This window comes from Nostoc sp. (assembly GCF_036917235.1).
Lineage (GTDB): Bacteria > Cyanobacteriota > Cyanobacteriia > Cyanobacteriales > Nostocaceae > Nostoc.
In genome coordinates this window covers 1-26,048 of the sequence record NZ_JBALDU010000067.1, presented here as the reverse complement: position 1 = coordinate 26,048, position 26,048 = coordinate 1, and the positions used below count along the sequence as shown (strand labels likewise).

The 26,048-nt window shown below is 34.6% G+C and carries 25 protein-coding genes, 1 tRNA gene and 1 pseudogene; 17 read left to right on the top strand and 10 right to left on the bottom strand.

Annotated elements, in window-relative coordinates:
• The first annotated feature begins 255 nt into the window (after positions 1-255).
• The 14 genes from V7K44_RS19460 to V7K44_RS19395 all read left to right on the top strand — a co-directional run bounded on the left by V7K44_RS19460 (position 256) and on the right by V7K44_RS19395 (position 13,463).
• Positions 256-744, top strand: coding sequence for a DUF1499 domain-containing protein (locus tag V7K44_RS19460; RefSeq protein ID WP_334933547.1), 489 nt, complete (start codon positions 256-258; stop codon positions 742-744).
• Between the two features lie 272 nt (positions 745-1,016).
• Entirely contained in the window at positions 1,017-1,769 is a 753-nt protein-coding gene (locus tag V7K44_RS19455) for a tyrosine-type recombinase/integrase (protein ID WP_334933546.1), read from the top strand.
• The gene (locus tag V7K44_RS19450) at positions 1,699-2,385 is read left to right on the top strand and encodes a hypothetical protein (protein WP_334933545.1); all 687 of its coding nucleotides are present in this window, start codon (positions 1,699-1,701) and stop codon (positions 2,383-2,385) included. Before V7K44_RS19455 ends, V7K44_RS19450 begins: the two co-directional genes overlap by 71 nt.
• Before the next feature lie 101 nt (positions 2,386-2,486).
• On the top strand, positions 2,487-2,846 hold the full coding sequence (locus V7K44_RS19445; RefSeq protein WP_334933544.1) for a hypothetical protein: 360 nt from the start codon (positions 2,487-2,489) through the stop codon (positions 2,844-2,846).
• 33 nt (positions 2,847-2,879) lie between these two features.
• A complete protein-coding gene (locus tag V7K44_RS19440) occupies positions 2,880-3,245 on the top strand; it encodes a hypothetical protein (RefSeq protein ID WP_334933543.1) in 366 nt (121 codons plus the stop codon).
• 27 nt (positions 3,246-3,272) lie between these two features.
• Positions 3,273-4,346: a hypothetical protein gene (locus V7K44_RS19435; protein ID WP_334933542.1), complete on the top strand. Its 1,074-nt coding sequence runs from the start codon at positions 3,273-3,275 to the stop codon at positions 4,344-4,346.
• A gap of 58 nt (positions 4,347-4,404) precedes the next feature.
• A complete protein-coding gene (locus V7K44_RS19430; RefSeq protein ID WP_334933541.1) occupies positions 4,405-6,696 on the top strand; it encodes a hypothetical protein in 2,292 nt (763 codons plus the stop codon).
• Positions 6,693-7,262 carry a hypothetical protein gene (locus V7K44_RS19425; protein ID WP_334933540.1) on the top strand — a complete coding sequence of 190 codons (570 nt, stop codon included), beginning with the start codon at positions 6,693-6,695 and terminating at the stop codon, positions 7,260-7,262. The genes V7K44_RS19430 and V7K44_RS19425 overlap by 4 nt, the downstream gene beginning before the upstream one ends.
• Positions 7,263-7,266: 4 nt before the next feature.
• Entirely contained in the window at positions 7,267-8,100 is an 834-nt protein-coding gene (locus V7K44_RS19420; RefSeq protein WP_334933539.1) for a hypothetical protein, read from the top strand.
• Between the two features lie 9 nt (positions 8,101-8,109).
• Positions 8,110-9,492, top strand: coding sequence for a hypothetical protein (locus V7K44_RS19415; protein WP_334933538.1), 1,383 nt, complete (start codon positions 8,110-8,112; stop codon positions 9,490-9,492).
• 2 nt (positions 9,493-9,494) lie between these two features.
• Entirely contained in the window at positions 9,495-11,462 is a 1,968-nt protein-coding gene (locus V7K44_RS19410; protein WP_334933537.1) for a hypothetical protein, read from the top strand.
• A gap of 202 nt (positions 11,463-11,664) precedes the next feature.
• Positions 11,665-12,363 (top strand): hypothetical protein, encoded by a 699-nt coding sequence (locus V7K44_RS19405; protein WP_334933536.1) that lies wholly within the window; start codon positions 11,665-11,667, stop codon positions 12,361-12,363.
• A 70-nt stretch (positions 12,364-12,433) separates the two neighbouring features.
• Positions 12,434-13,204: a hypothetical protein gene (locus V7K44_RS19400; protein ID WP_334933535.1), complete on the top strand. Its 771-nt coding sequence runs from the start codon at positions 12,434-12,436 to the stop codon at positions 13,202-13,204.
• The gene (locus V7K44_RS19395) at positions 13,155-13,463 is read left to right on the top strand and encodes a hypothetical protein (RefSeq protein WP_334933534.1); all 309 of its coding nucleotides are present in this window, start codon (positions 13,155-13,157) and stop codon (positions 13,461-13,463) included. The genes V7K44_RS19400 and V7K44_RS19395 overlap by 50 nt, the downstream gene beginning before the upstream one ends.
• Positions 13,464-13,675: 212 nt before the next feature.
• On the opposite strand, the gene V7K44_RS19390 is transcribed toward V7K44_RS19395, so the two are convergent.
• Both V7K44_RS19390 and V7K44_RS19385 read right to left on the bottom strand, forming a co-directional pair.
• The gene (locus V7K44_RS19390; RefSeq protein WP_334933533.1) at positions 13,676-14,224 is read right to left on the bottom strand and encodes a transposase; all 549 of its coding nucleotides are present in this window, start codon (positions 14,222-14,224) and stop codon (positions 13,676-13,678) included.
• Positions 14,221-14,529 carry a transposase gene (locus tag V7K44_RS19385; RefSeq protein WP_334933532.1) on the bottom strand — a complete coding sequence of 103 codons (309 nt, stop codon included), beginning with the start codon at positions 14,527-14,529 and terminating at the stop codon, positions 14,221-14,223. The genes V7K44_RS19390 and V7K44_RS19385 overlap by 4 nt, the downstream gene beginning before the upstream one ends.
• A gap of 51 nt (positions 14,530-14,580) precedes the next feature.
• On the opposite strand from V7K44_RS19385, the gene V7K44_RS19380 reads away from it, so the two are divergent.
• Positions 14,581-15,309: a hypothetical protein gene (locus tag V7K44_RS19380; RefSeq protein WP_334933531.1), complete on the top strand. Its 729-nt coding sequence runs from the start codon at positions 14,581-14,583 to the stop codon at positions 15,307-15,309.
• On the top strand, positions 15,309-16,955 hold the full coding sequence (locus V7K44_RS19375) for a hypothetical protein (protein ID WP_334933530.1): 1,647 nt from the start codon (positions 15,309-15,311) through the stop codon (positions 16,953-16,955). Before V7K44_RS19380 ends, V7K44_RS19375 begins: the two co-directional genes overlap by 1 nt.
• A gap of 31 nt (positions 16,956-16,986) precedes the next feature.
• Here V7K44_RS19375 and V7K44_RS19370 read toward each other — a convergent pair whose 3' ends face one another.
• On the bottom strand, positions 16,987-17,430 hold the full coding sequence (locus V7K44_RS19370; protein ID WP_334933529.1) for a hypothetical protein: 444 nt from the start codon (positions 17,428-17,430) through the stop codon (positions 16,987-16,989).
• Between the two features lie 206 nt (positions 17,431-17,636).
• On the opposite strand from V7K44_RS19370, the gene V7K44_RS19365 reads away from it, so the two are divergent.
• Positions 17,637-17,708: transfer RNA gene (locus tag V7K44_RS19365), tRNA-Val, on the top strand.
• A 593-nt stretch (positions 17,709-18,301) separates the two neighbouring features.
• Here the strand turns inward: V7K44_RS19365 and V7K44_RS19360 are convergent.
• The 7 genes and pseudogenes from V7K44_RS19360 to V7K44_RS19330 form a co-directional block, all read right to left on the bottom strand.
• Complete coding sequence (locus tag V7K44_RS19360) at positions 18,302-19,720, bottom strand: AAA-like domain-containing protein (protein ID WP_334933528.1); 1,419 nt, start codon at positions 19,718-19,720, stop codon at positions 18,302-18,304.
• A gap of 602 nt (positions 19,721-20,322) precedes the next feature.
• Positions 20,323-21,528, bottom strand: coding sequence for an AAA-like domain-containing protein (locus V7K44_RS19355; RefSeq protein WP_334933527.1), 1,206 nt, complete (start codon positions 21,526-21,528; stop codon positions 20,323-20,325).
• Between the two features lie 479 nt (positions 21,529-22,007).
• Positions 22,008-22,733, bottom strand: a complete 726-nt coding sequence (locus tag V7K44_RS19350) for an alanine--tRNA ligase-related protein (protein WP_334933526.1) — start codon at positions 22,731-22,733, stop codon at positions 22,008-22,010.
• A gap of 387 nt (positions 22,734-23,120) precedes the next feature.
• Entirely contained in the window at positions 23,121-23,918 is a 798-nt protein-coding gene (locus tag V7K44_RS19345; protein WP_334933525.1) for a 2OG-Fe(II)-dependent halogenase WelO5 family protein, read from the bottom strand.
• Between the two features lie 492 nt (positions 23,919-24,410).
• Positions 24,411-25,079, bottom strand: a pseudogene (locus V7K44_RS19340) (ABC transporter ATP-binding protein/permease); the annotation flags it as partial.
• A 204-nt stretch (positions 25,080-25,283) separates the two neighbouring features.
• A complete protein-coding gene (gene proC, locus V7K44_RS19335; RefSeq protein ID WP_334933630.1) occupies positions 25,284-25,898 on the bottom strand; it encodes a pyrroline-5-carboxylate reductase in 615 nt (204 codons plus the stop codon).
• A partial coding sequence (locus V7K44_RS19330; RefSeq protein ID WP_334933524.1) for a hypothetical protein occupies positions 25,849-26,048 on the bottom strand: 200 nt, incomplete at its 5' end. The genes proC and V7K44_RS19330, both read right to left, overlap by 50 nt.

Here is a 26,048-nt window from a genome sequence, read left to right as displayed (position 1 = left end):
CTGGAATCATCAGGGAATAGAGTCGCAACCCCTGCTAATGATTTTGGGTTCGTAGTCAATGGAAATCTGAATTATTGGTCACTTTTTAGGCTTGATTCCCTTATTGGCAGGAACAATAGCACAAGGGACTGGTCGGCGCGGCTACATTGTGATTGCCCAAACTCAGAGTGTGGCTGGATAGATGGTAATCTGTAGAGCAAACAGGCAACTCGCAGTACTCACCCGAAATAACCGAACAAAAGGAGTAAATTTATCATGTCCCGTCTGCTAACAGCATTCCGGCAGCGATTCTTACGGAGTACCGCTTTTGCAATACTCTTAACTTTGATTAGTAGTTTAATACTTCCTGGGGCTACTTGGGCTGCCTCTAGCTTGGGAGTTGATAACGGTCATCTTAGTTCTTGTCCGGCTTCAGACAACTGTGTTGTCAGCCAAAACGCAGATGAAAAACACGCTATCGACCCGATTCCTTATCATGTAGACCGTAATGCAGCTAGAGAAATCTTACTAAAAGTTATCGGTGTTGTTCCGCGTACAGAAATTGTAGAACAAACAGATAATTACATCCACGCTCTTTCTAAAAGCCGCATCTTCCAATTTGTTGATGATGTAGAATTTTATTTACCTCCTAATGAGTCAGTAATTCATCTGCGCTCGGCTTCTCGTGTGGGAGAATCCGATCTTGGTGTCAACCGCAGACGAGCCGAGCAAATTCGTCTGGCTCTACGCGATTTAAATATTTGATTTTTCCTCTACTTATTCTTATTTAACTGATAGAAGTGCGATCGCAATACCATTTAAATAATTTATACTTATATACTTAGCGGAGAAATCTCTGACTATCTGTAATGATTGTGCTTTTTATGTTGCTATTTATGGTAATATAAAGAGTCTTGGGCGATTAGCACAGGGGTAGCGCACATCCTTCACACGGATGAAAAAGTAGCCCAAACAGCTATCTAATCTAGATAAATAATGAAGTTGTCTCTATGTTCTGACATAAACTGACATAGAGAATGAGAATCATTAAGGTAATTAAAAATGGGGATAGCTGCCTCATAAGGTGGACATACCAGGATGAAAGGTATTCTATTGGCTGGGGTCGCTGGGTAGATAAAGTAGAAAAAGCTAGATTAGAGTTTTGCGCCAAGATTATTTACCAAGATTGCCTCACAGGTAATTTTGACTATACCCTTAGCAAATATAAATGCTGGTTAGAGGGTATAATTTATACTGGTAGTAATGGTAACTCTAAACCAACTCCAAAATCTCCTCCTCTTTTAACGCTACTTGAGCAAAGACTAGAGGGATATTATAATGTGGCAGATGAATCTCTGCTTAGACATTTAAAGAATTACAAAAAAGTAATTTCTACTCCTCAGCAAGCTAAAGAATTTATAGCTTGGCTTAAAGATAAAGGTAATAAACCTTCCACTTTGAAACGATATCTAACCATACTCCAGGTTCTAAAAAAGGATCTATTTGGAGATATAGAAGTTAAAATTCCTGGAAAACCTAAACCTAAACCTTTTTCTGCTAGTGAAGTTGATAGAATTTTAGACTCTCTATTAAATGACCAGCATTACTCTCATTACTATGGCTTCATTTTAATGCTATTTAATACTGGTTTAAGAGTCAGTGAAGGAATAGGTCTTAGGTGGCAGGATATTGACCTACAGAAGCGTGAAATTCATATGTATGAATCTCTGGGTAGGAATAGAAATAGTAGCAGTAATACTCCATCTACCAATAAACAATGCTGCCGCTGAGGCTAATATCACTCCTAAGATTGGATATCTTCAACCTGTAGATAATCCTTACTTAGAGAGACAGAGATTAATTGTCTTACAAGATATTTATTCTCTCACAGGAGTAATGGTTTTAGAGTTACAGAATGCTAGAAGTGCAAGTAGTTCTTCCTCCCTCTCTGTTCTTTATGAGCCACTACAGCGCAGTACTCTTAATAGAGCTAACTATTTAATATCAGCTATTAGTTCTATATTTGCCCACTTAGGCATAGCAATTTCCTATAGAATTGAATTACCTGATGTTATGCCCAGGAATATAGAAGATAAAAAGTTACAAGTTGAAGCTGTTAAAAATAAACTTATATCTAGAAAAAGATATCTGATTCAGGTGGAAGGATTAACAGAAGAGGAAGCACTAAAAGAATTAGAACAATTAGATGCTGAAAAGGGATTAAATATTCAATACTCTGCTGCGTTAGTTGATTCATTAGATGCTCCAAATTCAACTCCAGATAGTTTATTTTCTGAGAAAGCTATTAACAATGCTGGTGAAAAATCAGCTATTATAGATACAGGGAATACAAAAGTTCAAGATACTCAAGATAATTTAAATAATACAACTATTAATCAACCTTAATAATTATGGCATTCCCTGTTAAAAAGAAAGAAGAAAAACCAGTTGGTAAAGCTTCTAAGCCTGTTGCTAAAGTTCCAGCTAAAAAAGTTAAGAAATAAATTATGAGTGAATCTCAAGAACCTATTGTTGAATCTCAAGAATTAGATTTAGGTATAGAAGTACCAGCAGCTCCTGTAATTGATTTAGACATAGCTATTAGTAAAGTTAAGCCTGACTTTCAAAGAGTAGTCAAGCTATTAGGTATTCAGCCTGTTGGTGCTACTCAAGAGGAAGTTGAAGCTGACCTTTTAAATAAACAACTTTCTTATGAATCTGATTTAAAAAATAATTTAGTTCCTAAGATTCAAGCTGCTATTCAAAGTACTAATCAAAATAAAACCATTACCCCTAAGCCTGGAGTATCTGTAACTCCTGCAACTCCTGAATTTACAAGAAAACTTAAACCCTGGCGTGGTTATTAATCTTATTAAAATTATTTAATTACAAAAAAATATATGTTGAATGTTGCTTACAATGTGACTCTATATCGCTTTATTGCTTCTGCTAACTTAGATGGTTCTATTATTAACCTAATTGCAGCAGTAGATATTCCTGAAGGTGCAGTAGTTTCTATTAACTCAAGTGGTCAAGCTATTCTTGCAACTGCTTCTACTATTCCAGTTGGAGTAGCTCGTTATCCACGTAAAGCTGGTACTGCTCTAGCTGTTGAAGGTAATTGCATTATTGAAAATAAAGGTACATCCTTGGCTCTTACCCCTGGCACTAATGTATTTGCTGGTGCAGCAGGTGTTGTATCTGGTACAGGTACAAATAAAGTTGGTGTTGCTCTTAATGCTAATAGAATTAAAATCTCTCTTTAATATTAATAAAACATTATTTAAAATAATATGACTTATAACACTACTTATTTTGGTGAATTAAATTCTAATGATGCTGATATTGTAACGGTTGATAATCAATCTATTGTCAGCATTCTGCGTGAACTAGACCAAGATTTAACTTTTTACACAGATTTAAATAACCGCTTCTTTGCTCCTCTAGTAGAAACAGTTAATACTCCTGTTAAAGTAGTTAAGTTTTATGATGGAGAAAATTTAGAAGCACTTACTGAAGCTGCTCGTCCTACTACCAGAAGCACTGTTTTTGATTACACTCAAGAAATTCCTTTTGAAGAATTCATGACAGCTTTGACTCTAAGTACTAGATCTGTACGTTTAATGACTTCAGAAGAAGTTGCAGGTTATGTTCAAGCTAAGTTAACCAGTTTCCAAAAGTCTAGATTTAGTGCATTGCGTCAAGCTTTGTTTACTAACACAAACCGAGTAATAGTTGATTCTCTTAACAAGTATCAAACAACTTCTATTCCTTTCTATAACTCAGACACAAGTACAGCTAATCCTGCTATCAATGGTTATAGCTTCCAAGCTGGGGATTTACAACATTATAATGCTGTTGCTTCTGCTGGTGCTCCTACCCTAGCTGAGATTCGTACTAAGTTGATTGATAAAGTTAGACATCATGGGTTCCGTCAACTTGAAATCTGGGTATCAGATTATGACTACACGCTTGAAGGTTTGACAGGATTTGTACCTGCTGAGAATCAACTAGGTCGTAACCTAATGGTCAATACTGCTGGTGCTAATGGTGATCGTCAGCGTCAACTATCTCCTTTTGAAGGTCTAATTGGGTTTATCAGTAATGTTCCAGTAGTCAAAACACCTATTGTTCCTGTTGGTTATGCGGTGTCTGTAGGTCTTGATGGTGGTGTAAACAAAACTCCACTACTCAGCCGTCAACCTGCTGTAGCTTCTTTAGCTGGATTACAGACTGATGTTAAGGCTACTTTTGCTTTGGAAAACACAATTTTGACTGAGGGTTGGGGCTATGCACCTAATCATCGTGGTGCTTGTGCTTTCTTACAATTGAATGCTACTAGCTATTCAGTTCCTACAATTCTCTAATATTAATTGAGGGAGACATTATTTAATCTCCCTCTTTCATAAATAATAAGAAACTTAAATGTCTAATCCTCTACATAAAAATAAGGTAATACAGTTTTTAAAAAAGTTTCCTAATTCAACTGATTTTACTATAACTACCTCTACCCTTCCTTTAACAATCTCTGAGGACCCTGCTTTTATTCCTGGGTGTACAGTAGGTTTATCTGGTCAAGCTGGAAACCCTGCTAATTTTAATAGTTTAATTGATATGTGGGTAGCAGGGGGATTAACTAGAGCTAATATAAATCCTTATGGTTTAATGAGACTTTGGGCGGCGGCTTATAGAACTTATTATGATTGGATTAAAAAAGTACAAAGACCTTTACCTAATCCAAATAACACTTCAGTTTTAACTAGTACAAGAATAATAACTCCTGCTGAGTATGAGATTAGATATTCCTCTAGCACACGATCATCTATTATTAGTAATACCAGCACTACTGGCTCTTTTATTCCTTCACAAGTTGTAAGAATTCAAAGTCCTTTGTCTATTAAATTACAACCTAGACAATCACCTAATACTCCTAGATTAATTGCTTACCCTTATATCAGTTCAGGTTTATTTGATGATGTAGGTTTAGAAGGTGTGGCAGATGTTAATGCTCCTGCTGGTGCTTTAACCTTTCTGTATGGTGGCCCTATTAAGTGTGAAATTATATTTAATAAAGCGGTAGATGTACAACAAGTTTTAATTCCTATCCCTGAAAATGTCGCTAACCCAGCTTATCCTGAAAGTGGAGAATACCAATGGTTCTTCCCAAGTAATTTTAAAATTAGAACTGGTGCTGATGGTAGTAGTTATAATAGCAGTTTTGAATTTAATAAGATTATAAATGCTTTAGATGCTAGTGTGAATTATTCAGGGATTAACTATGATTGGAGACAAATAGGAACTTTAGCTTCTGCTACTACTGGCTCTACAATAACTGCTTTAAATGCTTTATCTAAATACTCTTCAAGTAGTAATCTCAATATAGGAAGTTATTCAGGTAGTGATAGTAATCCTAGTGACCCTAGCTCACCTAATCAAACTACTTATGGGTTTCCTAATGATTTACCATTTAACACTAGTATTAAAACTATTACTTATAAAAACTCACTTTACACTTTAGATAGTATTGTAGTTGGCAGAGCTTTATTAGGACATCAATTAGAAATATTATCTATTAATAAATCAGGTGTTCCTAAAACTTGCATATTAAAAACTTGGTTTAAAACAGATAGTATACCTAGAAAAACCAGTGGAACTAATACTTTACTCACTCCTACTGCTTATGAAGTAAATGCTTTAGATAATTTAAGTAAAGGTTATTTTGAAATCTACGATGTCAGTAGCACTCCAGCATTAGTAGCTTCAGGAACTTGTGAATCACCAGTTAATTTATTAGCTGTAAAGAATTTAGAATTAACTTCAGGTATAAATGATGGTAGTACCTTAAGACCTTATTTAGCTGGATTTGTAAATGTACAAGCTACAGTTAAAGATTTATCAACCCCTCTAAATAGTGCGTATTTAAATAATAGATATCTTCCTAATTTTACTGATAGTTATTGGATTAGTAATTCTATTAATGCTTTTGATATTGGTGGTGTAACATTCTCTGACGAAATAGCTAAAGCTGCTTATAGCTTATTAGGTATAACTGGTACTCTTACTAATGTGGAGAAATGGAGATTATTACCTTTCACTTTGCCAATTAGTAGTACATCTTTAAGACAGCAAATTGTTTCTACTCCTGCTACTTTAAGAACTAAACCTACTAGTAGTCAACAATATGGAGATGGTTCAGTTAACTTAGGTGGAAGTCAAGTAGTTAATCCTGGAGATCCTTCTGTTATTATTGATTACGCTGAAGACTATTTAAATAATAAAATACTAAGACTTCCTACTTTAGATGAAATAGATAATTATGAATATCTTAGTTCTATAAATGGTATTGATCCATTAGTTATTCATTTAAGGAGTCAAACAAATGAGTTCTTAATATCATTAATTAATTATTGCAAATCTACTTGCTTAAAGTTCTGGAAACGTAATGTTAGTAACTTGAATTTAAGAGTAAGGGATTATCAAACCTATACTTCTTTAGTATTGCAATATGACAATTTAACTTTATCTTATGATGGAGCCACAGACGGTGGTATACAGACTGTAATGACTTATGAAATACTTACAGGGGGAACATTTGATATAGAACGAAATATTGATCCAGGTAATTTATATTTCCTCTCAGGTGGTGGTGCTAGCAAAGTAGAAGTAGACGTTGCAGTATTGCAGAAGATTTTAAGTATATCAGGAATAACAATATGAGTCTTATTAGGTCAATTGAAAACTATGAGTTAATAGCTAAACAATATTCTATAGCTCACCTTGTATCTCAATTTAGTGGGATAGTAGTAATGGATTACACAGAGAACATTACTTCAAATATTAACTATAATGTAAATGATTATAGTGTTAGTTTTAAATTAGTACAGAATGCAGTTCAAGGTCCTCAAGTTATACAGAAAACTAAAAGAGCTTGGGCTTTACCTGGGTATTTATTAGAAGGTATTAGAAGGGCACAAATTAGTCCGGGTATAGAATTACCTACTTTACCGACTGGTGCAGTTTCTACTAAAAATGCTGATGTTCTATTGATTACTACAATACCTTATTATTGGTATCCTCAAGTACCAGATGGAGATAAACTAGTCTCTTATAATTTAAGATTTGATGCACCTTTTATAGATTTAAAAAATAATAAACAATACTTTAAAGTTGCTCAAAATAACATATTAGATGAAGGGGTAGTAGTAATTCAATTATCTTCTAAACCTGCTACAGAAGTTAAAATAACTTCCTCTCCTTCTATGTTTGACTTTAACTTTACTTAATTATATGGATGATCCACAAAGGTCTGTTCTTAAATTAAATCTAACTCCAGAGATGATAAATTATTTATATAATATTATTTATGGAGTACCCCCTAGTACTGACCCTGATGATATATATGATTACACTTTTAATACTAACTATTATACTTATGAGAATAATAAAGGATTATACCTTTTATATAGAAATGCTTTTGGATTTAAAGCTTTAACTGAAGTTAATATTATTGCTACTAAAGTATTAAATTACATAGATAATTTATTAAATCAATTAAAAAGTAAACCTGAATTTTGGACTAAGATAGCTGACCAAATAAGAAAGCAACCTTATGATTTTAATCCAAAGCTTGTTTATGTTCCTAAAGACCCCACAGATATAGTATATGCCTCTAATCATCTTATACAAGCTCCTTTATCACAACAAAATTTAAGAGTTTATGCTCTTAATTCTGTAAATACTTTTACAGGTGATACTACTATTCCAGAATATAGAATAGATAATGCTCAAAGTGTAAGTAGAATAAAAGGTGTTAGACCAAATTTAAATATTAATGGTTCTCTTGATACTTCTATTTTTGGCCCTCTATATAAGGGTCTTGTATACAACGATGTAACTATAGATAATAGTGGCACTCTTCAAGAAAAATTAAAGGTCATATTTACTAAACCAACTGTTGATAGTTATAAAACTCTTTTAAGATATCAAGGTTATTACTACAAATCAGATTTAACTATTCTTCTTCAGCCTGATTTTTTAAATAAAGTATTTAATGGTGCATTGTATGTAGACGTAAAAGATGCTGGCTATGTACCAGTTCTTAATTTTAAACCTAATTTATAAAAATTATATATGACTACTTCTATTAGTTGGGACTTATTTGAGACTACTTATCTTAGACCTCAGATAGCTGATATCTATGGATCGCAATATGATGAAGATACTCTTAAGAAAACTACCTACTCTTCTATTAGTGATTTAGTTAGTAAAGGATTAGTTGACATAGGCCCTTTACCTGCTTCTGAAGTAATAGCTGCTATTAAAGAAATTAGCTACTTAACTCCTACTATTGTTGCTACAGGGAATTCTTTTAGAGTTACTTATGGAACTACTACTGTTAGTTTTGTAGCTAGTGCTAATAGTATTGCTAACGTAACTGCTGGGTTAACAAGTGCTATTAATAATAATACTACTTTTAGTAATGTTCTTATAGCTTATGATGAAGGAACTAGAGTAAGAGTAGAAGGGAAAACTGCTGGTCAAGCTTTAAATTTATATGTAGTAGCTGAAAAACTAAATGTTAACTCAGCTATTCCTGTAATGGATATTATAGTTTATCAGTCTTCTGAAGAAGAACTAGAGATTGTTGATTTAACTGTTATCACTGCTAATCATGCTGATGCTTTTAATACTATAGCTGCTGGCGTTAAATACTTTTTAGTTTCTGATCCTGTTACTAAGTTACAAACTGCTGCTGGTTTAGACATTGAAAAGAATGAATCATTAATTAGTGCTTGCAAAGCTAACTATGAAACGTTAATTCTTGCTTACTTAAGAATTCACATCTTAAATGAAATTACAGCTTCTGCTTTCTGGAAAGAAAAGTTGCAAGTTTCTTCTACTCAAACTTCTGGTAGTAGTGCATCAGGTCAATTAACTTTAGCTGAAAGATTGACTATTATTGAAGCTGAAAAGAATGCTAAATTAGCTGAGATTGCTAGAGAAGAAGATAAAGAATTATCTGTTGGCGACCAAAAGAGACTATCTTCTATTGAATTAAAAGAACTTGGTAGAGCTTATGAATTAGAAAATAAAGCTTCACTAATAGAGAAGACTGCTACTAATGGAGCTTGGACTTCTTCAGGGCAATTTACTATTAGTTACTTAGTTGATTACCAAACTGATTTAGAAGACACAGTTCCTTTAATAACAAAAGATTTAGACTCTACTGATTTTGGTATTCCTTCTATACTAGATGCATCGACTTACGTTGGTGGATTTATTACAGTTACTAAATATAAGAGATTAGATATAACATTAATTGGTTCTGAAAATATTGGCTTTACTCTACAAGCATTAAATGATCTTACTTGGGAAGATGTTAGCCCAGAAACTATTGATAATGCTATTACTAAGAGTTACTCATTAATTAACACTAATGTTATTAAAATAGTAGTAAGGGGAATTACTCCTAACACTGAATTATATATATCTGGACAATTACATAGTTATTAAATATGAATGGAATATCAGTTATATGGGGAGGTGAATATCTCTCCACCAAAACTTATTATAAAAATCAAGCTGTTAGTCACAATGGTTCTTCTTATAGAGCCAATAAAACTACTACAGAAGAACCAAGCGATGAAGCTTTAGATTGGGATATATTAGCTCAAGGAACTAATGCATCTAGTATTGATTTAAGCGATTACTATACTCAAGAAGAAGTAGATAATTTAATAAACAATAATCCAGTTAATTTAATTGATTTACAAGATGTTAGTGTTGTTTCTCCTACTAATGGACAAATTTTAGTTTATGATGACATTGTTACAGGGAAATGGATTAATCAAACTCTTTCTACCAGTGGTGGAAGTACTGATTTAACCAATTATTATACCTCTATTCAAACAGATAATTTGTTAGCTAATAAAGCTAACAAATCTACTACTTATACTAAAATAGAAACGGATGCTTTACTTAGTGCTAGAGATGCATTAACTGAATTAATTGATGTTACACTTACTTCTCCTTCTAATGGACAAGCTCTAACTTATAACTCTACTACTGGCAAATGGATTAATCAAACAATATCTGCTGGTGGTAGTGGTGAAGTAAACACAGCATCAAATGTTGGGGTAGGGGGTGTAGGTTTATTTAAACAAAAGACAGGGGTTAATTTAGAATTTAAAAATATTAATGCAGCTTCCAATAAAATTTCTATTGTAAATGATACTACTAATTCTGAAGTTGATATTGATGTAACTGAAGCTAATTTGACTCTGAATAACTTGGGAGGAACCCTTTCTATTGTTAAAGGTGGAACAGGTAGCACATCTGCATCTGCTGCTCTTACTGCCCTTGGTGCTGCTTCTAGTACTTCATTAACTACGCATACTACCAATACATCTAACCCTCACTCAGTAACTGCTGCACAAACTGGAGCAATACCTATTACAGATAAAGGAATTGCAAATGGTGTTGCTACTTTAGATACTGGTGCTAAGATTCCTGATTCCCAAATACCTGACTCAATCACAAGGGATACAGAGTTAAGTGCTGGTTTATCAACTAAAGCTGATTCAAGTTCACTTACTTCTCATACCAGTAACACAAGTAATCCACATAGTACAACTGCTGCTCAAGTAGGCGCGATCGCAACTACAGCTAGGGCTGCTGCTAATGGTGTGGCTTCACTTGATGCATCTACTTTAATTCCTATTGCTCAAATTCCTACAACAATTGCTAGGAATAGTGATTTAACTACTCACACAAGTAATACCAGTAATCCTCACTCTGTAACTGCTGCTCAAGTTGGAGCATTAGCTACTTCTACTAGAGGTGCTCAAAATGGTGTTGCAAGTTTAGACGGAGGTACTTTAATTCCTGTTGCTCAGATTCCTTCTACTATAGCAAGATCAGCAGATGTTACTGCTGCAACTGTAGGTAATAACACAGCACAATGGAATGCTTCTCAATTTAGGGGTATACCAATAGATACTACTGCTCCTACAAATAATCAGGTACTAACCTATGTTTCAGCTAGTGGTGCTTATATACCTAAGAGTCCTTCTACTGCTGGAGTAATACAAATTAAATCAGTAGAAGATGCTGGTCAAGTAGCTTATACAGGAGCTGCTTTAGGAACTAGTACTATTTATACAGCATCTATTACTCCTTCAAGTTCTACTAGTAAAGTATTAGTCAGAATATTTGCTAATGGTTTAGTGGCAACTATGGGGGCTTCTAATATATATATAAATATTAAAAGAGGTACTACTATTATTCATGAAATAAAAGTCCCTACAAATAGTAATATAACCGCAGAAATATTAGATAGTCCCGCAACCACTTCTGCGGTAACTTATACTCTTAATATGGGAAGTGTTAATGCAAGTATTACTTGTTATATTAACAATACTTCTAATGGTCAACAAACACACTCAGGTTTAACTTTAATGGAACTGGTGCTTCTATTTCAATAGGTGATTCAACTAATACTTTCCGACTAGCTAATAACTCACAAATTTATATTGATCAAATAGGTGAATACTGCACTAATCCTACTTATAAATACCTTTCATCTACTGCTATTAACTTAACCTTAGATGCAGGAAGTGGAGCTACTAGTGGCAGTGGATACATTATAATTGAAAGTAAATAATATAAAACTTATTAATAAATAATATGGCTCAGATTTTAGATTTAAAAGGGACTTCTTTACCTTCTATTCAAATTGAAAAAGCAGGTGTAAGACTTAAAAATAATGCAGGAGATTTACAAGTTAAAGATTCTGCTGATAGTGCATTTAAGAAAGTTACTGCTTCTCAATTTGAAACAACTAATGATACTGCTTTAGTAATTAATTCTGATGCAGCTTCTACTGGTGCAGATTGGAAGATTACAGTTGCTAGACCTGCTAGTGGTCAAACCGCAGATTATACTTTAACACTACCTACTAGTGCTGGTTCCCCTAGCCAAGTCCTTACTACCAATGGTTCTGGTGTAACAAGCTGGACAACAGTTAGTGGTGGTGGCACTACCAATGGTGTTCTTATTGATACTACCTCTTTAGCTTTTAATAGTGCATCAAGTGTATCCATGTTTACTCTCCCTGCTAACGCTGTTATTAGCCAAGTGGAAGTAATAATTGATACTCCTTGGACTACTGGAACTGCTACAACGACAGTAGGGATTAGTGGAACAACTTCTAAATATATGGGAAGTAATTTAGTAGATTTGTATGGAACTGCTAAAGATAAATATGTTTCTACTCCTAATGAGCAACCTAATGCTTCTGCTGAATCTTTGATTATTACTTATGCTGCTAGTACATCAACTGCTGGTGCTGCAAGAGTCCTAGTTTATTATAGTAATCCTGCTTAATAATATTAATTAAATTAACATGAGGGTACATTAGATATCCTCATGACTATTAAATAGATAAATATAAAATATGGCTTCAACTTTTGATATTAAAGGAACAAGTTTAGATTCCTTCAAGATTGGTTTAAATGGTCCTAGTATTAATAGAAATGGGCAATTACTATCAATTAATTCTACTAATAGCGGAAGAATTATAACTGCTGCTGATTTACATCCTGGTTTTCGTTCAGGTTTATATTATCCAATGAATCCTTATAGTGAAGGATTAACTAATTTGACTACAGGATGTATAGCTAATACTATCAATTATCAACCATTTTATATTGCTCATAATATTACTATTGATAATTTAGCTGTGCAACAAGGTACAACTTTAGCAAGTCAATTTATGAGATGGGGCTTATATACAAATAATTTTACTACTGGTCTACCTGACACTTTAATAGTTGATGTTGGAGATCAATCTACTGCTGGTACTGGAACTAGATCTCCTGGCTTATCTTCTGGAACTTTAGCTTTAAATGCTGGATGGTATTGGTTTGCTATTGCTTCTAGCGGCGCACCTGGTTTATATTGTGAAAACAATGTATTTGCAGGTAGTTACCTTATAGGTTCATCTTCAATAGCCCTTACCACTCCTAGTTTTACTTTAAGAAATACTTTTACATACGCTGCTTTACCTAGTACTGCACCTACTTCAGCATTAAGCACAATTAATATAGGGGTAATGATGTGGCTTCATACTGACTGCTTAATCTTTAAAAATAGAATTATTAATATATATACAATTTATGGATATACAAGAATCTACTTCTCACCCTGGCATAGACAAATTAAATAAAATAATTGAAACTCAAAAGATTAATAAACATGATATTCAACAGGATATATATGAAATAGGTTTAAATTCAGTAACAACTAATGCTTTAACAGTATTAGTTACATTATCAATTGTAGGTATAGGAGTATTCTTTTTAGCTAAAAAGTTAACTGAATTTATAAGTAGACATGTAGTTCCTGAATTTAAATCTTATTTATCTACTCAAGAACAATTTATTAAATCTATTAATTCTAATTCAGAAGAGATTAAAAAAACTTAATTATTCTACAAAGTGATGCTACTGAAGCTCATTCTAAAATAGTTGCTAAATTAGAATCAATTGAACTAGATGTTAAAGAAATAAAAATAATTGTAATCAATAAATCAAAGATGTAATCAGCCTATTTATCTATATTTTTAATATGATATCCTTTAATTATATAAACAATTGGAGGATATCTTTTTGTCTTCATATAGAACCCATTTGACATCTTAGGAAGGGACTGCAAGCCTTTTAATCATTAACCTGATGAAGCAGAGGTTGAGTTTGGCAGTGGCACCAGCGAGGGTTCGTTCAAAGTTCTTAACCAGAATTTTACAACGCTCCATCCAAGCATTGGAGCGTTCGATCACCCATCTGGCTATTGCCGGAACAAATCCAGATTTTCCAAGTGCAGCTTTCTCTTGTTTTGAGGGTTTCGTAGAAAGTTGAAACTGGATTTTGGTCATGATCTCAGGGTAAATCCGCTCTAACTCCTGAGTCAAATATTCTGGGTGATATCCATGATCTAGCAGGATGGTGCTCTTGGGAATATCAAGAGGTTTTGACTTGAAATAATCGATGTTGAGAGTAAGCATCTCAATTAATCCGGCATCATCCGAGACATTGGCTCGAGTGCAGTGTGTAAAGAAGGGAAACCCAAGTGTGTCAATAGCCAGATGCCTTTTAATACCGTTGGTGGCTTTGTAAAAACAAAAACCTTTCGACTCCACACTGGCATTGCAGGTATTTTTCACCGCTTGGGAGTCAATGATGATCAACGTCGTCCAGTGCGGTTTTTTTTAATCTGTTCACGCACTTTTCCATGTAAGACACTCATCAGTTCCTCAAATACCCCAGCCGCTCGCCACTGTTTGTAGTGCCAATAGACGGTGGAATAAGGCGGAAAATCCTTGGGTAAGTCTTGCCAATTGCACCCATTTTTCAGTTGATAGAGAATTCCATTGAATATCTCTCGCTTTGTCCAGTTGGTCGGTCTAGTCTGCTTTTTAATCGGTAAGATATCTTGCAATAAGGGTTCAAAAATTTCCCATTCTGCATCAGTGAGGTTGCTGGAATACGCCATTAGCATTGGATTGTAGATGCTGAGGAGTACCTTAATTCAAAACCTCATAAGATGTCAAATGGGTTCTATAAAGAAAGTGCAGTTTATAAATATAGATATTTAAAAGGGGATAGAGCACTACCTGAAAGATGTACCCGTATTAAAAAAGATGGTACTCAGTGTAAAAATAAAGTAATGATAGGTTATAAATGCTGCGCTGCTCATGGTGGTAAAGGAGCTAAATCTAAAATTACTCATGGTCAACATTCAATATTAATTAAACAACAAAATATGAGAGCTATTAAATCATTATCAACTAAAGAAAGAAAGGAACTATTAGCTACTGATTACTCTAAAGAAAGCTTACTGGATGATAGCTTAATGCTTTCTGATGCTATGTTAGGCAGACTTATTGAACATCAGTCACAGATTATTGATAGGTATGATGCTGCTGTATTAGCAATGGCTAATCCTACTGGTATGCAAGCTAGAGATATTGAAGTATTAACTAATAACATTAATGGATTAAGCAAAGCTATTACTGATATATCTAAAGTTATTCAAATTCATCAAGTTCAGATGAATGCCACTTTAAAAACGAGAAAAGAACTTAGAGATAGAAATGAAAATGAATCTACATTAAAGGCATTATATGAGCAACTTAGTGTAGAACCTAAACAGTTGATTCAGGATATGATTCAAGGTTATTTGTCTGCTAATCCTGGGACTAAAGTAGATGAGCTATTATCTCTTAAACCTGCTGACGTAGAAATCCAATATGAGTTGGGAGATGATGACTAATGAATATTACTAACATCCCTTCTGACCTTGAAGGGATTCTTAAATCTGAGACATTAAGGAATCAATTTATAGCTGGAGCTAATGACCCTATATTATTTGTTAAGTATTTTTTAGGGGAAAAGGTTAATTTATATTTAAATGAATTAGAGCGTATACACCCTGAAACAGGAGATACCATAGTTGGACATCCTAAACAACGTCAATGGTTAAGACAAGCTGTTAATGCCCAGGAGGGAGTGCTTAAAGCAGGTTCTAGAAGTGGTAAAACATTTGTTACTGCTCTCATGCACCTGTGGTTTTTATTCTATAGAAAAAGACCTACCAGTTCCCCCTTCTTTGGTGACTATAGTAAGCGTTTTCAATCTATTAACTGTGCCCCCTCTTTAAAGCAAGCAAAGTTAGTAAAGGATGAAATAATCAATCTAGTTAATGATAGCCCCTTTCTGACTAGCATAGGGTTTATTAAGCATATCTCTGATGGACAAGCACCTTTTATAGAAACTTGTTTAAACAGTATTATTTGGTTTCAAGCTACTGTTCAAAGAGGAAGATTCATTTTAGGTTTCTATCTAGATATAGCTACATTAGATGAGTCAGCTAGTGAATATGCTTTAGAACATTTAAGGATGAAAATATTAAATGTCAGAGGAACTGAAGTTAGTGGGCGTAAATATTTTATTTCGACACCACAGGGCGAGGGAGAAACTGCTGGCCAAGGTGCTATTTATTTTAGAAAGTTATGGAGTGAATTTAAAGAAAGAAAACTTAAAGGTGATAAATCTGTTGTGATCGCAGAGTTTAGTCAATTTGATAATCCAGTAAACCCTGAAGAAACCATTAGGGCAAACATGATTAACATGACTCAAGCTCAAGTTAGAGAAGAAGTCTATGGTAAATTTGCTAACTACGGTTCCACATTCTTTGCTGGAAATTATTTAGATATAGCTATAGAAAAAGGTGAAAGAAATGAATGCTTCTTCCCTTATGATGATCCAGTTACAGGCTTCTGTTTACCTGAACATGGTAGCTCTGATGATTATCCCTACTTGTCTAAAGGTGGCCCCAACTCACAATTCTTTACTGGTGTAGATGTAGCAGGTTGTACTAATAGTGACTCTACTGTACTGATTACACTTCAATATATTGATAGAGAACTTAGAATAGTAGCTTTTGAAAGGATTAGTAAGACTCCACTGTTTGACCAGAATGGAACTATTGAAAGGGTTAAGAGAAGGTTGGCTCAATTCCCTGGTGAACTTTACTATGATGCCACTGCATTAGCTGGGCAATATTTAAAAGAAGCACTTGAAAAAGAATTAACTGAAGAAGAATGTTTACTTTGTATACCTATTAACTCTACTAAAAAGCCAGCTAGACATAATAAGCACAATCACAAAACTATGATGCTATCCAACTTGGCAGGGATTGTAGAGAAAGCTAAGTTAGTTATTCCTTATGATGAACAGGATAGGTTAAAGCAACTTAAAACTGAAATGAGATTCTACAAGCTAGAAGATAAAGGTTTACCTACAGATTGTGTAATGGCATTAGCTCTAGCTGCTTATGCTTGGAAGCGAAGAGAAAGTGATGATAGCTATATTGAAGAGGATGATGCCGTAGATTTCTTAATTAGTATGGCGGTTTAATTTTATATTTAAGTTATGGTTGTTGAATTTATTAAATAGACTTTGTTTCTTTGGTACACGCTGATATTATCAGTAAAATATACCCAAACATAAAAGCTATCCAAGCGTGCCAAACTACATAAGGATATACTACTTTACTATGTAAATTGATAGTACAAGCAATCATTATAGGTACTAAAACCCAAATGATTGGGTATAGTTTGGTAATTACTGCTGTAGTAAGTCCAAATATTGCCACTACTAAAAAGGCACTTATTAATCTTTCAGTACCTGCTGAACCCCAATCTGTTCTATCTCCCCACCAACCTAATATGTTTCCCTGCTGAGAAGCTGCACAGGTAAATCTAGTAAAGTAGGGATTTTCCCAGTCAAACTTAAAAAAACCTGCACAATGACCATCAACTGCTGCTGGTAAGAAAATTCCCAGTATGCACATTAAAGCGCCTATTATTCCTAGAAGCTGTTTATTTAGCATGGTAGCCCTTTACTGATTTATCTGTATGTTTAATCCGTATCAACCATAACCAGCAACAACTCTAGTGTCAATAAATACTCAATATTTTACATAACTTTATATAGTTGTCTTGCTGAAATCTGACATAAATTGACATAGAATCAGTTAAGAGACAAATTCAGGTAAGTAGATTAAATAGCTTAAATGCTTACTACATTGGAGATCTTGGGCGATTAGCACAGGGGTAGCGCACATCCTTCACACGGATGGGGTCACTGGTTCAAATCCAGTATCGCCCACTTATACACAGTAGCAATTACAACTGTTCAAACTATTGAGTTAAATAAATTCATACATGAATTTATTAAAGTTCAGTAATGCAATCACCGTAGCCAATTATCAAGTCCAAATTAAACAGTAGACCTCTTCCATAAATCAAAAATAAGAAAGAACCCCACCCCGCCAAAGCTACGCTTTGTCCCCCCTCCCGAAGAGCGGGGAGGTGTTGGGGGTGGGGTGTTAGGGACTTTTGCAAGAGGTCTAGTTTAGAAAAGGGAGAAAATTTGACTTGAGTAATTCAGGTTAAAAGTAATAAATAATACTAAAATCAACAGTGATGGCTTTGATATTCAGAATTCTGAGATGCTATATAAGGACAAAATCGAAACTTCAATGGCGTAGTTAGTTTGTTACACTTAGCACAACTATTACGTAATACCGTACCGCGCAAGAAACGAAACTGCGATGCCTACGGTGGTCATTGAGCTTTGCCGTACCACTTCTCTACGAGACGCTGCGCGAACGTGGAAGCAAGCTACGCGCAGCGTCTCGTAGAGAAGTGCGGGCTGCGCCTATGCAGTACTTGATATCAAGTGAGTGCCCTATAGTTGCTTTATCCAACAATTACCGATAGCTGTTTTGCAAAATAGGCGCGGTAGAGTTCGCAACGCGGTAAGATGCGATCGCCCTCAAAGCGAATTAATCCCAAACCTTCAAGCTTGTAAGTGTCAATCGGATTAAGAGAAATATCTTGCTTTGCTGCCACAATTTCAGCAAAGGTCTTTGCCAGTCTAGGATTTTCTTGCAGTTTGAGCCAATGTCGCCATAAATGATCGCGGTAGATGCCACCATTGGCCATCGCTTCCTCTATTATTTCTTGCAGGGTCATTTCTCGAGACTTAAGATAGTACAAACTAATCTGAATTAGTGCTGGATGTCCTCCTAATAGTGACATTAGTTGAGTAAAATCTTTAGCTTTAAACGAGTCTAAACTATACCGCCTAGCTAAATCTTCTACTTGTGGTTGAGTAAAATCGTTCATACGAATAGGTAGACCAATATTAAAAGGAGAGAGGTTAATATCCATAGAGATATAGTCTTCGGTTGAGTAAACCATTACTAACCTCAGTTTTTGCCAGTTGGGATTGTGTCGTGCTTCCTCACACCACGATCGCAACAATGCAAAAAACTCGTGACAAATGTGAGGATATTCAAAAAAACGGTCAACTTCATTCAACACTAAAACTACTGGGCTTTGACATTGCTCGAGCAAATAGTTTTCTAAATAGAAGCCGCTACTCAAGTTGTAACCAATTTCTTCATTCCATTTTTCTTTGAGGTTGGGTTCAATACCTAACACTGTTGCAATTTTCCAGCAAAGACGACGCAACAGTTTATTTAAATCAGTTAGACAATCACTATCGAATTGGTAGCAATTTAGATTCACAGTCTGATACCCAAGTTTCTGTGCGAAGGCACAAAGCCGCAACACAAGAGAACTTTTACCCATTTGTTTGGGGGATCTAATCCGAATCACGCAGCCCGTTTGAGTTATTTCTCGATAAACCTTTCTCTCTAGTGGAGGACGTTCAATATAAAAGTGAGAATCTAAAGGTACGGGTCCATCCGGGTATGACCAAAGACTTTCTATCTGTTCAGTTTGTGTGTGATGTTCTTCGACAAATGAGGTTAATTTGGAACGTTGAGATAAATCTTTTTCTATATTTGCAATAGACAATAACTCAGATGTTTCAGTTTCATTTGCTTTGTTGACTATGGTGTAGTCTTCGCTGTGTAATTCTAGATTAAAAGCACTAAAGCAGAGTTTTATAGTTTTTTGATCTACACTTTCACTTAAAGACCATAATTTGCTCAAAGTTCTACTAGAAACATGAATGCGCGAACTTATTTCTTCTAAACTCAAGTGTCCGCCTTTATTTTCTACTATTTCCACAGAAAGAATTGCTGATTGTAACCGTTTAATTCCTGTGGATGTTAGTACAACTCCTCGTCTGCGTTTAGTTTTATACATTGCTGTTACAAGTATTTATTATAAATGAGTGCCACAAGCAATAATTTTTTCTATTTGCCTACTGAAACTGGAATTTGACGGAGCAACTTTTGATACATTATTGTTCCCTGCGGTCACGGGCAGGAGACAGAGGGCAGTTTTCTTCCTGCCTTCATTGATAAACTAAGTTACATTATATTAGCTTGATAGTAAAGACTGACATCAATTATCTATTTATCCTACTTTTCCCACTTTTCCCACTTTTCCCACTTTTCAACTCGGTGTTTGGATGGTAGTTTTGCAAAAACTCTCTGAAGAAATAAAGGACTTGTATTTGCCTGAATTTGTACAAATGTGATTAAATAATGTAATATTTTTAACTTATATAATTTATGACTTTTTTGTTGGTGTGTTGCAAAAATATTATCGCTTTAGTATAACTCTAAATACTGAGTATTAATAGTTGTATAACTATTTATAATCAAAACTTGGCAGAAATTATGCACAAGCAAAGTCCACAGATATACGACTAGATGATGTATTTTTAGTAGCAATTTATACTTGTTTTTCAGACAAGCAATGCAGAACTTATCTAACAGATGTATTCTGATTACTAGTTCCTATTAAGAAAAGAGAAGATTTTCTAACTGTCTTGATACCCATTGAGGAGTAAAAACACTCCGGTAAATCGGATTTTTAACTCTTAGATAGCCGTTATAATTTTCTACCAAACCAGATAGCAACAGTTCTGTCTGTTCTTCACTATTATCGGCTGGTATCAAGTTCTCTATCGGGTTCCTATTCCTTAGTTCCTCTACTTTTAACACCTGTTGATAAATATTTAATAACTTTCGTGCTTTGTGTTCGTCAAAAAGTAAGCGATCTCTTATGGTACGAAGATGTTGAGGTTCATCTTGGAATTCCCAATGTTGAATAATGTGCGATCGCACCAATTGTTCTATCCAATATCCTTCAGCTCCGTTCGGTATAGTAATCGTTCTTTTATAACTTTCCAAAGCAACTTGCACAACTAACTGACAAAGCTTTTGGGTGAGAAACGGCTGTCCTCTTGTCCAATGAATAATATACTGCAATATTGCCTGTGGCTGGCTGACTATTTCTTCTAAACCTTCAGCTAAGGGCATAGCTTCATCTGATTGAAAGTCACATAACTTAATTGCTTGACCAATCTTAAAGGGAGTTCGATGTCGATCGGCAATTAAGTTAGATGGACTGGCTACACCAAACAAAGCAAAACTCAAGCGTTGAAAACTTGGGTTGTGTGCTTGCTGCTCATAACAGTAACGAATCCAGATAAAAAAATCGCTGACCGGGAAATTCAAACTTAGCAGGCTATTAATATTATCAATAAAGATGAAAATGCGATTATTTTGAATTTCTCTCAGCAACACCTGTTCAACAAATTGATACAGTCGTTGTACAGGATCAAGCTCTGATTGTTGCTCCCACCAACTTTCAAAGTTGACCTGTTTTGTCAGATTTAACTTGTGAAACAAGCTGAAAATAATGCCTTTATACCATTGTATAGGTGTAATTTGATTAGTACCTAATAGAGCTAAACTCAGATAAACACATATATGATTTTCTTTTTCTAAGCGATGAATAGTTCGGTGTAGCAGAGATGATTTGCCTGATTGGTGGCAGTTGAAGACATAACAAAAATCTCCTGTTTTTAATCCAGTATAAAGTTGTTCGTCTGCTTGACGGACAATATATGTAGAGTCATCATACTTCAGGCTACCACCAACCTGATATCTCATGGTCAAGTCAATTACTATAAATAGTGATGCTTGTACTTTTGTAACCAATATTATATTTAAACGTAACAATATAGTTCATAATTTTTCACAGCAAACGTGTAGTGGGAAATGATAACTAAATTAGCCTATGAAGAAAGCAAATTTTTTGAGAAAAAATTATATATTTTTATATAACTAAAGAATAATCGCTCAAGAGATAGTGCCAAAGTCGATCGCTCTATCATGTGCAGACTTATCTTCTCTTAGCTGAAAATAAAAATCAAGGAAAGTTAAGGCATTTAAGTAAATTCTTGAGATAGTTAAGACAGTTAATAAAAAAGTAAGTAAGTTATGGTTTGAACTCAAAAATGAATTTTTTTTTAACCTCATATTTTGCATCTGTAAACATAGATGTAAAAACCATGACTTTACAGTTTAACACCGGTAACTAGTCTAAGTCTCGGTAGCAAACTGATAAATTAAAATAATAAGGCAATTATTCTAAATCAAGGAAATGCGATTGTTACCTCGTAATAAAAAGCCTGAATTTACTCAAATTTATAACTGACCTTGAGATTTCCTTTTTGACGTTTTGCTTTAGTGACTACTACATTTTTTAATTCATTAAGTGATTTTAAATGAGTCCCCCCACATGGAGTTGGATGAAGATTGGCAATTGTCACTACTCTCAAAGGTTTCCCTGGAGGTAAATTATTAGAGATATTAGACCAACGTACTGCTAATTCTTCAGGCGTAATTAGTGAAGCTTCTACACTGCTAACTTCATTTAAAGCTTCACTAATTTTTGTATTAACTTCAGCAATAAATGTTTCTGTATTTTCAAACGAAGGGCTTCCTTGAAACTCTACATAGGAACCATCTGGAAAATGATACCCTTTAACTGCGATTAGATTTTTATCAAGGGATTCGACTATGGTGTACATAAGATGTCCAGCTGTATGAGCCTTAGTATTCTGCATACGACGGGCTTCATCAATATATAAAGTTACCTCTTCGCCTTTTTTTAAGGATATAGATGAAAAATCTCCATAATGACGAACATCTCCATCTACAAAGCTTACGAAAGTGATTGGAAGCTGAACTCCTTTTGCTTCAATAGTGCCTATATCTGAGGGCTGACCACCACCCTGTGGATAAAACACAGTCCTATCGAGTACACAATAATAACCCCGGTCATCATTGGTAACATACTCAATGTGAGCAGTATCAGTAAATTTATACGTGTCTTCAAGATAAGCAAGTACTGTGGACATAGATAAATCTCTCTACTTGACTTTAATAACGATTATTGAAAAAAAGAAAAGACAATAAATAAACTACCTAAATACCCAGTTAATACTTAGGCTAAAAGCATTTTTACTACAACAGGTAAGTTCTTTTCACTACTACCTCATTTCTCGATTCACTAGTGCGATGAACGTAAACATTAATTAAGCTTATCTTTCAGAGATTTGGAAATCCTCACATTAAGTTGGAATGAAGACATACAGTAGTCGAAATTTCAAGTTTTAGTGTATTCTAGCAATTGTATTAAGCTATTACAAGTTAAGTAAGTCGGTGAGGAAAATTCAATGTATATGAATAAATATAAATTAGCTGTAAATATTAACACCCACTTACTTATAGGTTCTAATTTGCCTTTACGACCAAAAAACTAAATCACCTCCTGGCATTTTTCCAATAAAAGAGCTAATTGTTATACGTTCTCCAATGCCTGGTAATACTTCATGAAAATTCCGGCTGTTGAAGATGACTAAATCTCCGATGAGTGGAATATTATGTTTTACTTCTGAGTTAGCTACTAAAGAAGAATCGTAGCCATACGAACCAGGAGTTTTATATTTTTCATCTTCGGGCTGCCACTGTCGGTTGTAGACTTTGCAGACACCTCCTTGGCTAGGCGCTTTTACATAAAGATTCCATACTAGCTGTGAAGTAATATTTCCTATTCCCCAATTTGGAGCATCTAATTGAGCAAAGTCTATGTGTAACAAGGCAATATTAATCTGACGGATTAATCCTGCAAAATAATCCCCATAAGCTTCATCTTCATAAGCAATTTTGACTTTACTTGAGACATTCTGGCGCAGAGTAGTTGCCAAGCGTTTTAGCGGGTCAAAAGATAAAGAAGTTACCTGATTATAAGTTGTGTTGGCTTTTTTAACTCCATCAAAATATCCTAACTTATCCCTATTTCTATATTCAAATTGAGTAATTCCAATTCTTCCTATTGGAGGCTCCACATTTCTATAAAAATCAAAGCCAACTTTCTCAATTGCTAGAGCTAATTTGTTACATTCTTCAGATGAAGCAAATTTAGGAATGCGAATTGATGGAATCTCGTTTCTCAGCAATGCCTGGAAATTTTGATTATTCATTTCACAGTCATTTAATTTTTGCCACTTGATTGTTCTTAGCATGTTGAATTTCTCACTCATAATTTCTTGTAAATTAAGTTTTTTTAAAACAGCAAATGATAAAAATCAACGTCAAATGAAAGTCTTAACAGTAACTAAAATTAGCAATTGAGCCTTAAAGTTATTTTTGCTTTCTTAAGTTCTAATTAAGATAGTAATTATTTAACCTGAAAACTAAGTTACTTTCTTACAAAATTATTCACTTGTTACAATACTTTTTTATCTTATATTTAAGGTATTAAAAACTTGGCGCTCGCAGCGATCAAAAAGAGTAAGTATAGCCTCTTCTCAGATTATAAATTTGTTTTTTGGAGTTCGCTAAACTCTTACCCATTTCAACACGTTGGTATTTTTATCATAGCGATAGGTTAAGCCATTCCTAGTAGTGATAGACTCCCCTTTACTTCCCTTACTTCTAATAGTGGAAACTGAATAGTTCGTTAATGCACTGCCTTCAATTCGACTGAGCAAGTTTTGCAGATTTACTTGTTGCAAAACATCTTTGAGTTCTACGTCTTGATTAATTTTAATTAATTCTTGATCTAAGTAAACAGCAATCAAATTACCTATAATTGTATAAATAAACAAGGCATAAGCTATCTGTTGTGAAATTGACCAGACAATATTAAAAAAGTCGTCATTTGCAGGATTTTTTCTAAAAAAGTAGCTGAAAAACTAAGAGCATTACTGGTAATGGGTTGAATTTATTGAGATAAACGTTGATCTGGGTTATCAACATCGGCTCTAAAATTAATTTTATAATAAGCACGATTACTCAAATATTTATCTAAAATCTGAATTATTGAGCCATTGATACCAATCAAGAGCGATTTGTTGTCTAACAAATTTAGCAAATCCTACTAAAAGGGTTATGCAGACAAGTCCAACACCATAAAATAATAATATTTCAATAAATTTAGAATAATCTTTTTCTTCAACAATGATATCGCTCAAATAGCGATTAATAAAACTATTAAAAACAGTTATACTTACCAGTTAAATTATTAGTAAAATTAAGAGAATAAGCATTCCCCATGCACGAATTACGTCTGAGAATGCTCTTTGCCCTGGCGAGGTTGGATACCAGCAATGTCCAGCGATCGCTGTTACATCTTTCCAGAATTGAATAAAGTCGGAAAAGGCATTTGTTGAGGATTTAGCTTGAACAACTTGGGTTGACATATTAGGGAAATAAATTTCAATAATTTTAAATTATATTTAGCAAGCTCCGTGGGTTTTAAGTCCCCCGATTCTATAATCGGTAACTTTTGTATTTAGGGGTACGCGGACTCGCTAATACAAAACTTTATAACGAATTCCGAATTATTTAAACTTTTGAGTGTTGAATAATCAGTCATAATTACTGATAAAAAATTTTAATTACCACTAATTTTTTAAATTACCTAATTGTTGAGTCCGACTCAAAGCAGTAAGCACTGCATTAGAAATGACGGTTCGCATACCGCCTTTTTCTAACTCGTAAAGACCAGCAGCAGTAACTCCCCCAGGACTCGTTACCTTGTTGCGTAAGACGGCTGGATGTTCATCAGTCTGAAACATCAGTTCTACGCTGCCAGCAATCGTATGCAATGTTAGTTCTTGAGCTTGTGTGCGAGTTAAACCCATCTGCACGCCAGCATCAATCATCGCCTCGATGTATAGAAATATAAATCCAGTGCCGGCACTACTCAAAGCGGTTGCCATATCAAGGTAATGCTCATTTTGAGTAGCAAATTCCTTACCTAATGCTTGTAAAATAACTTGGGTATGCGATCGCTGTACCTCTGTCACACTTGATGATGCGCTCCACACCGTAGTTCCATGACCAACTTGTACTGCAATATTCGGCATGGTACGCACAACAGCAGGATGATTCAACCCTTGGCATAAAGATGCAATACCCACTCCACCCACAATACTAATTACTAAAGCATCAGGTGAAATTTTATCCTTAAGCATAGCCATAACAGAGGTTAGAACCTGCGGCTTCACCGCCAATATTACAATGGATACGCCTTGGACAGCTTCTATATTGCTCGTTGTAGTATCTACTCCGTATGGTAGAGTCGATGCCCGGTATTATCCGGGGCACCTCTCTGTTAAATCTGGGCGTGCGATTTTCACCGCACCCAGCTTCCGATGTTCTCAGCT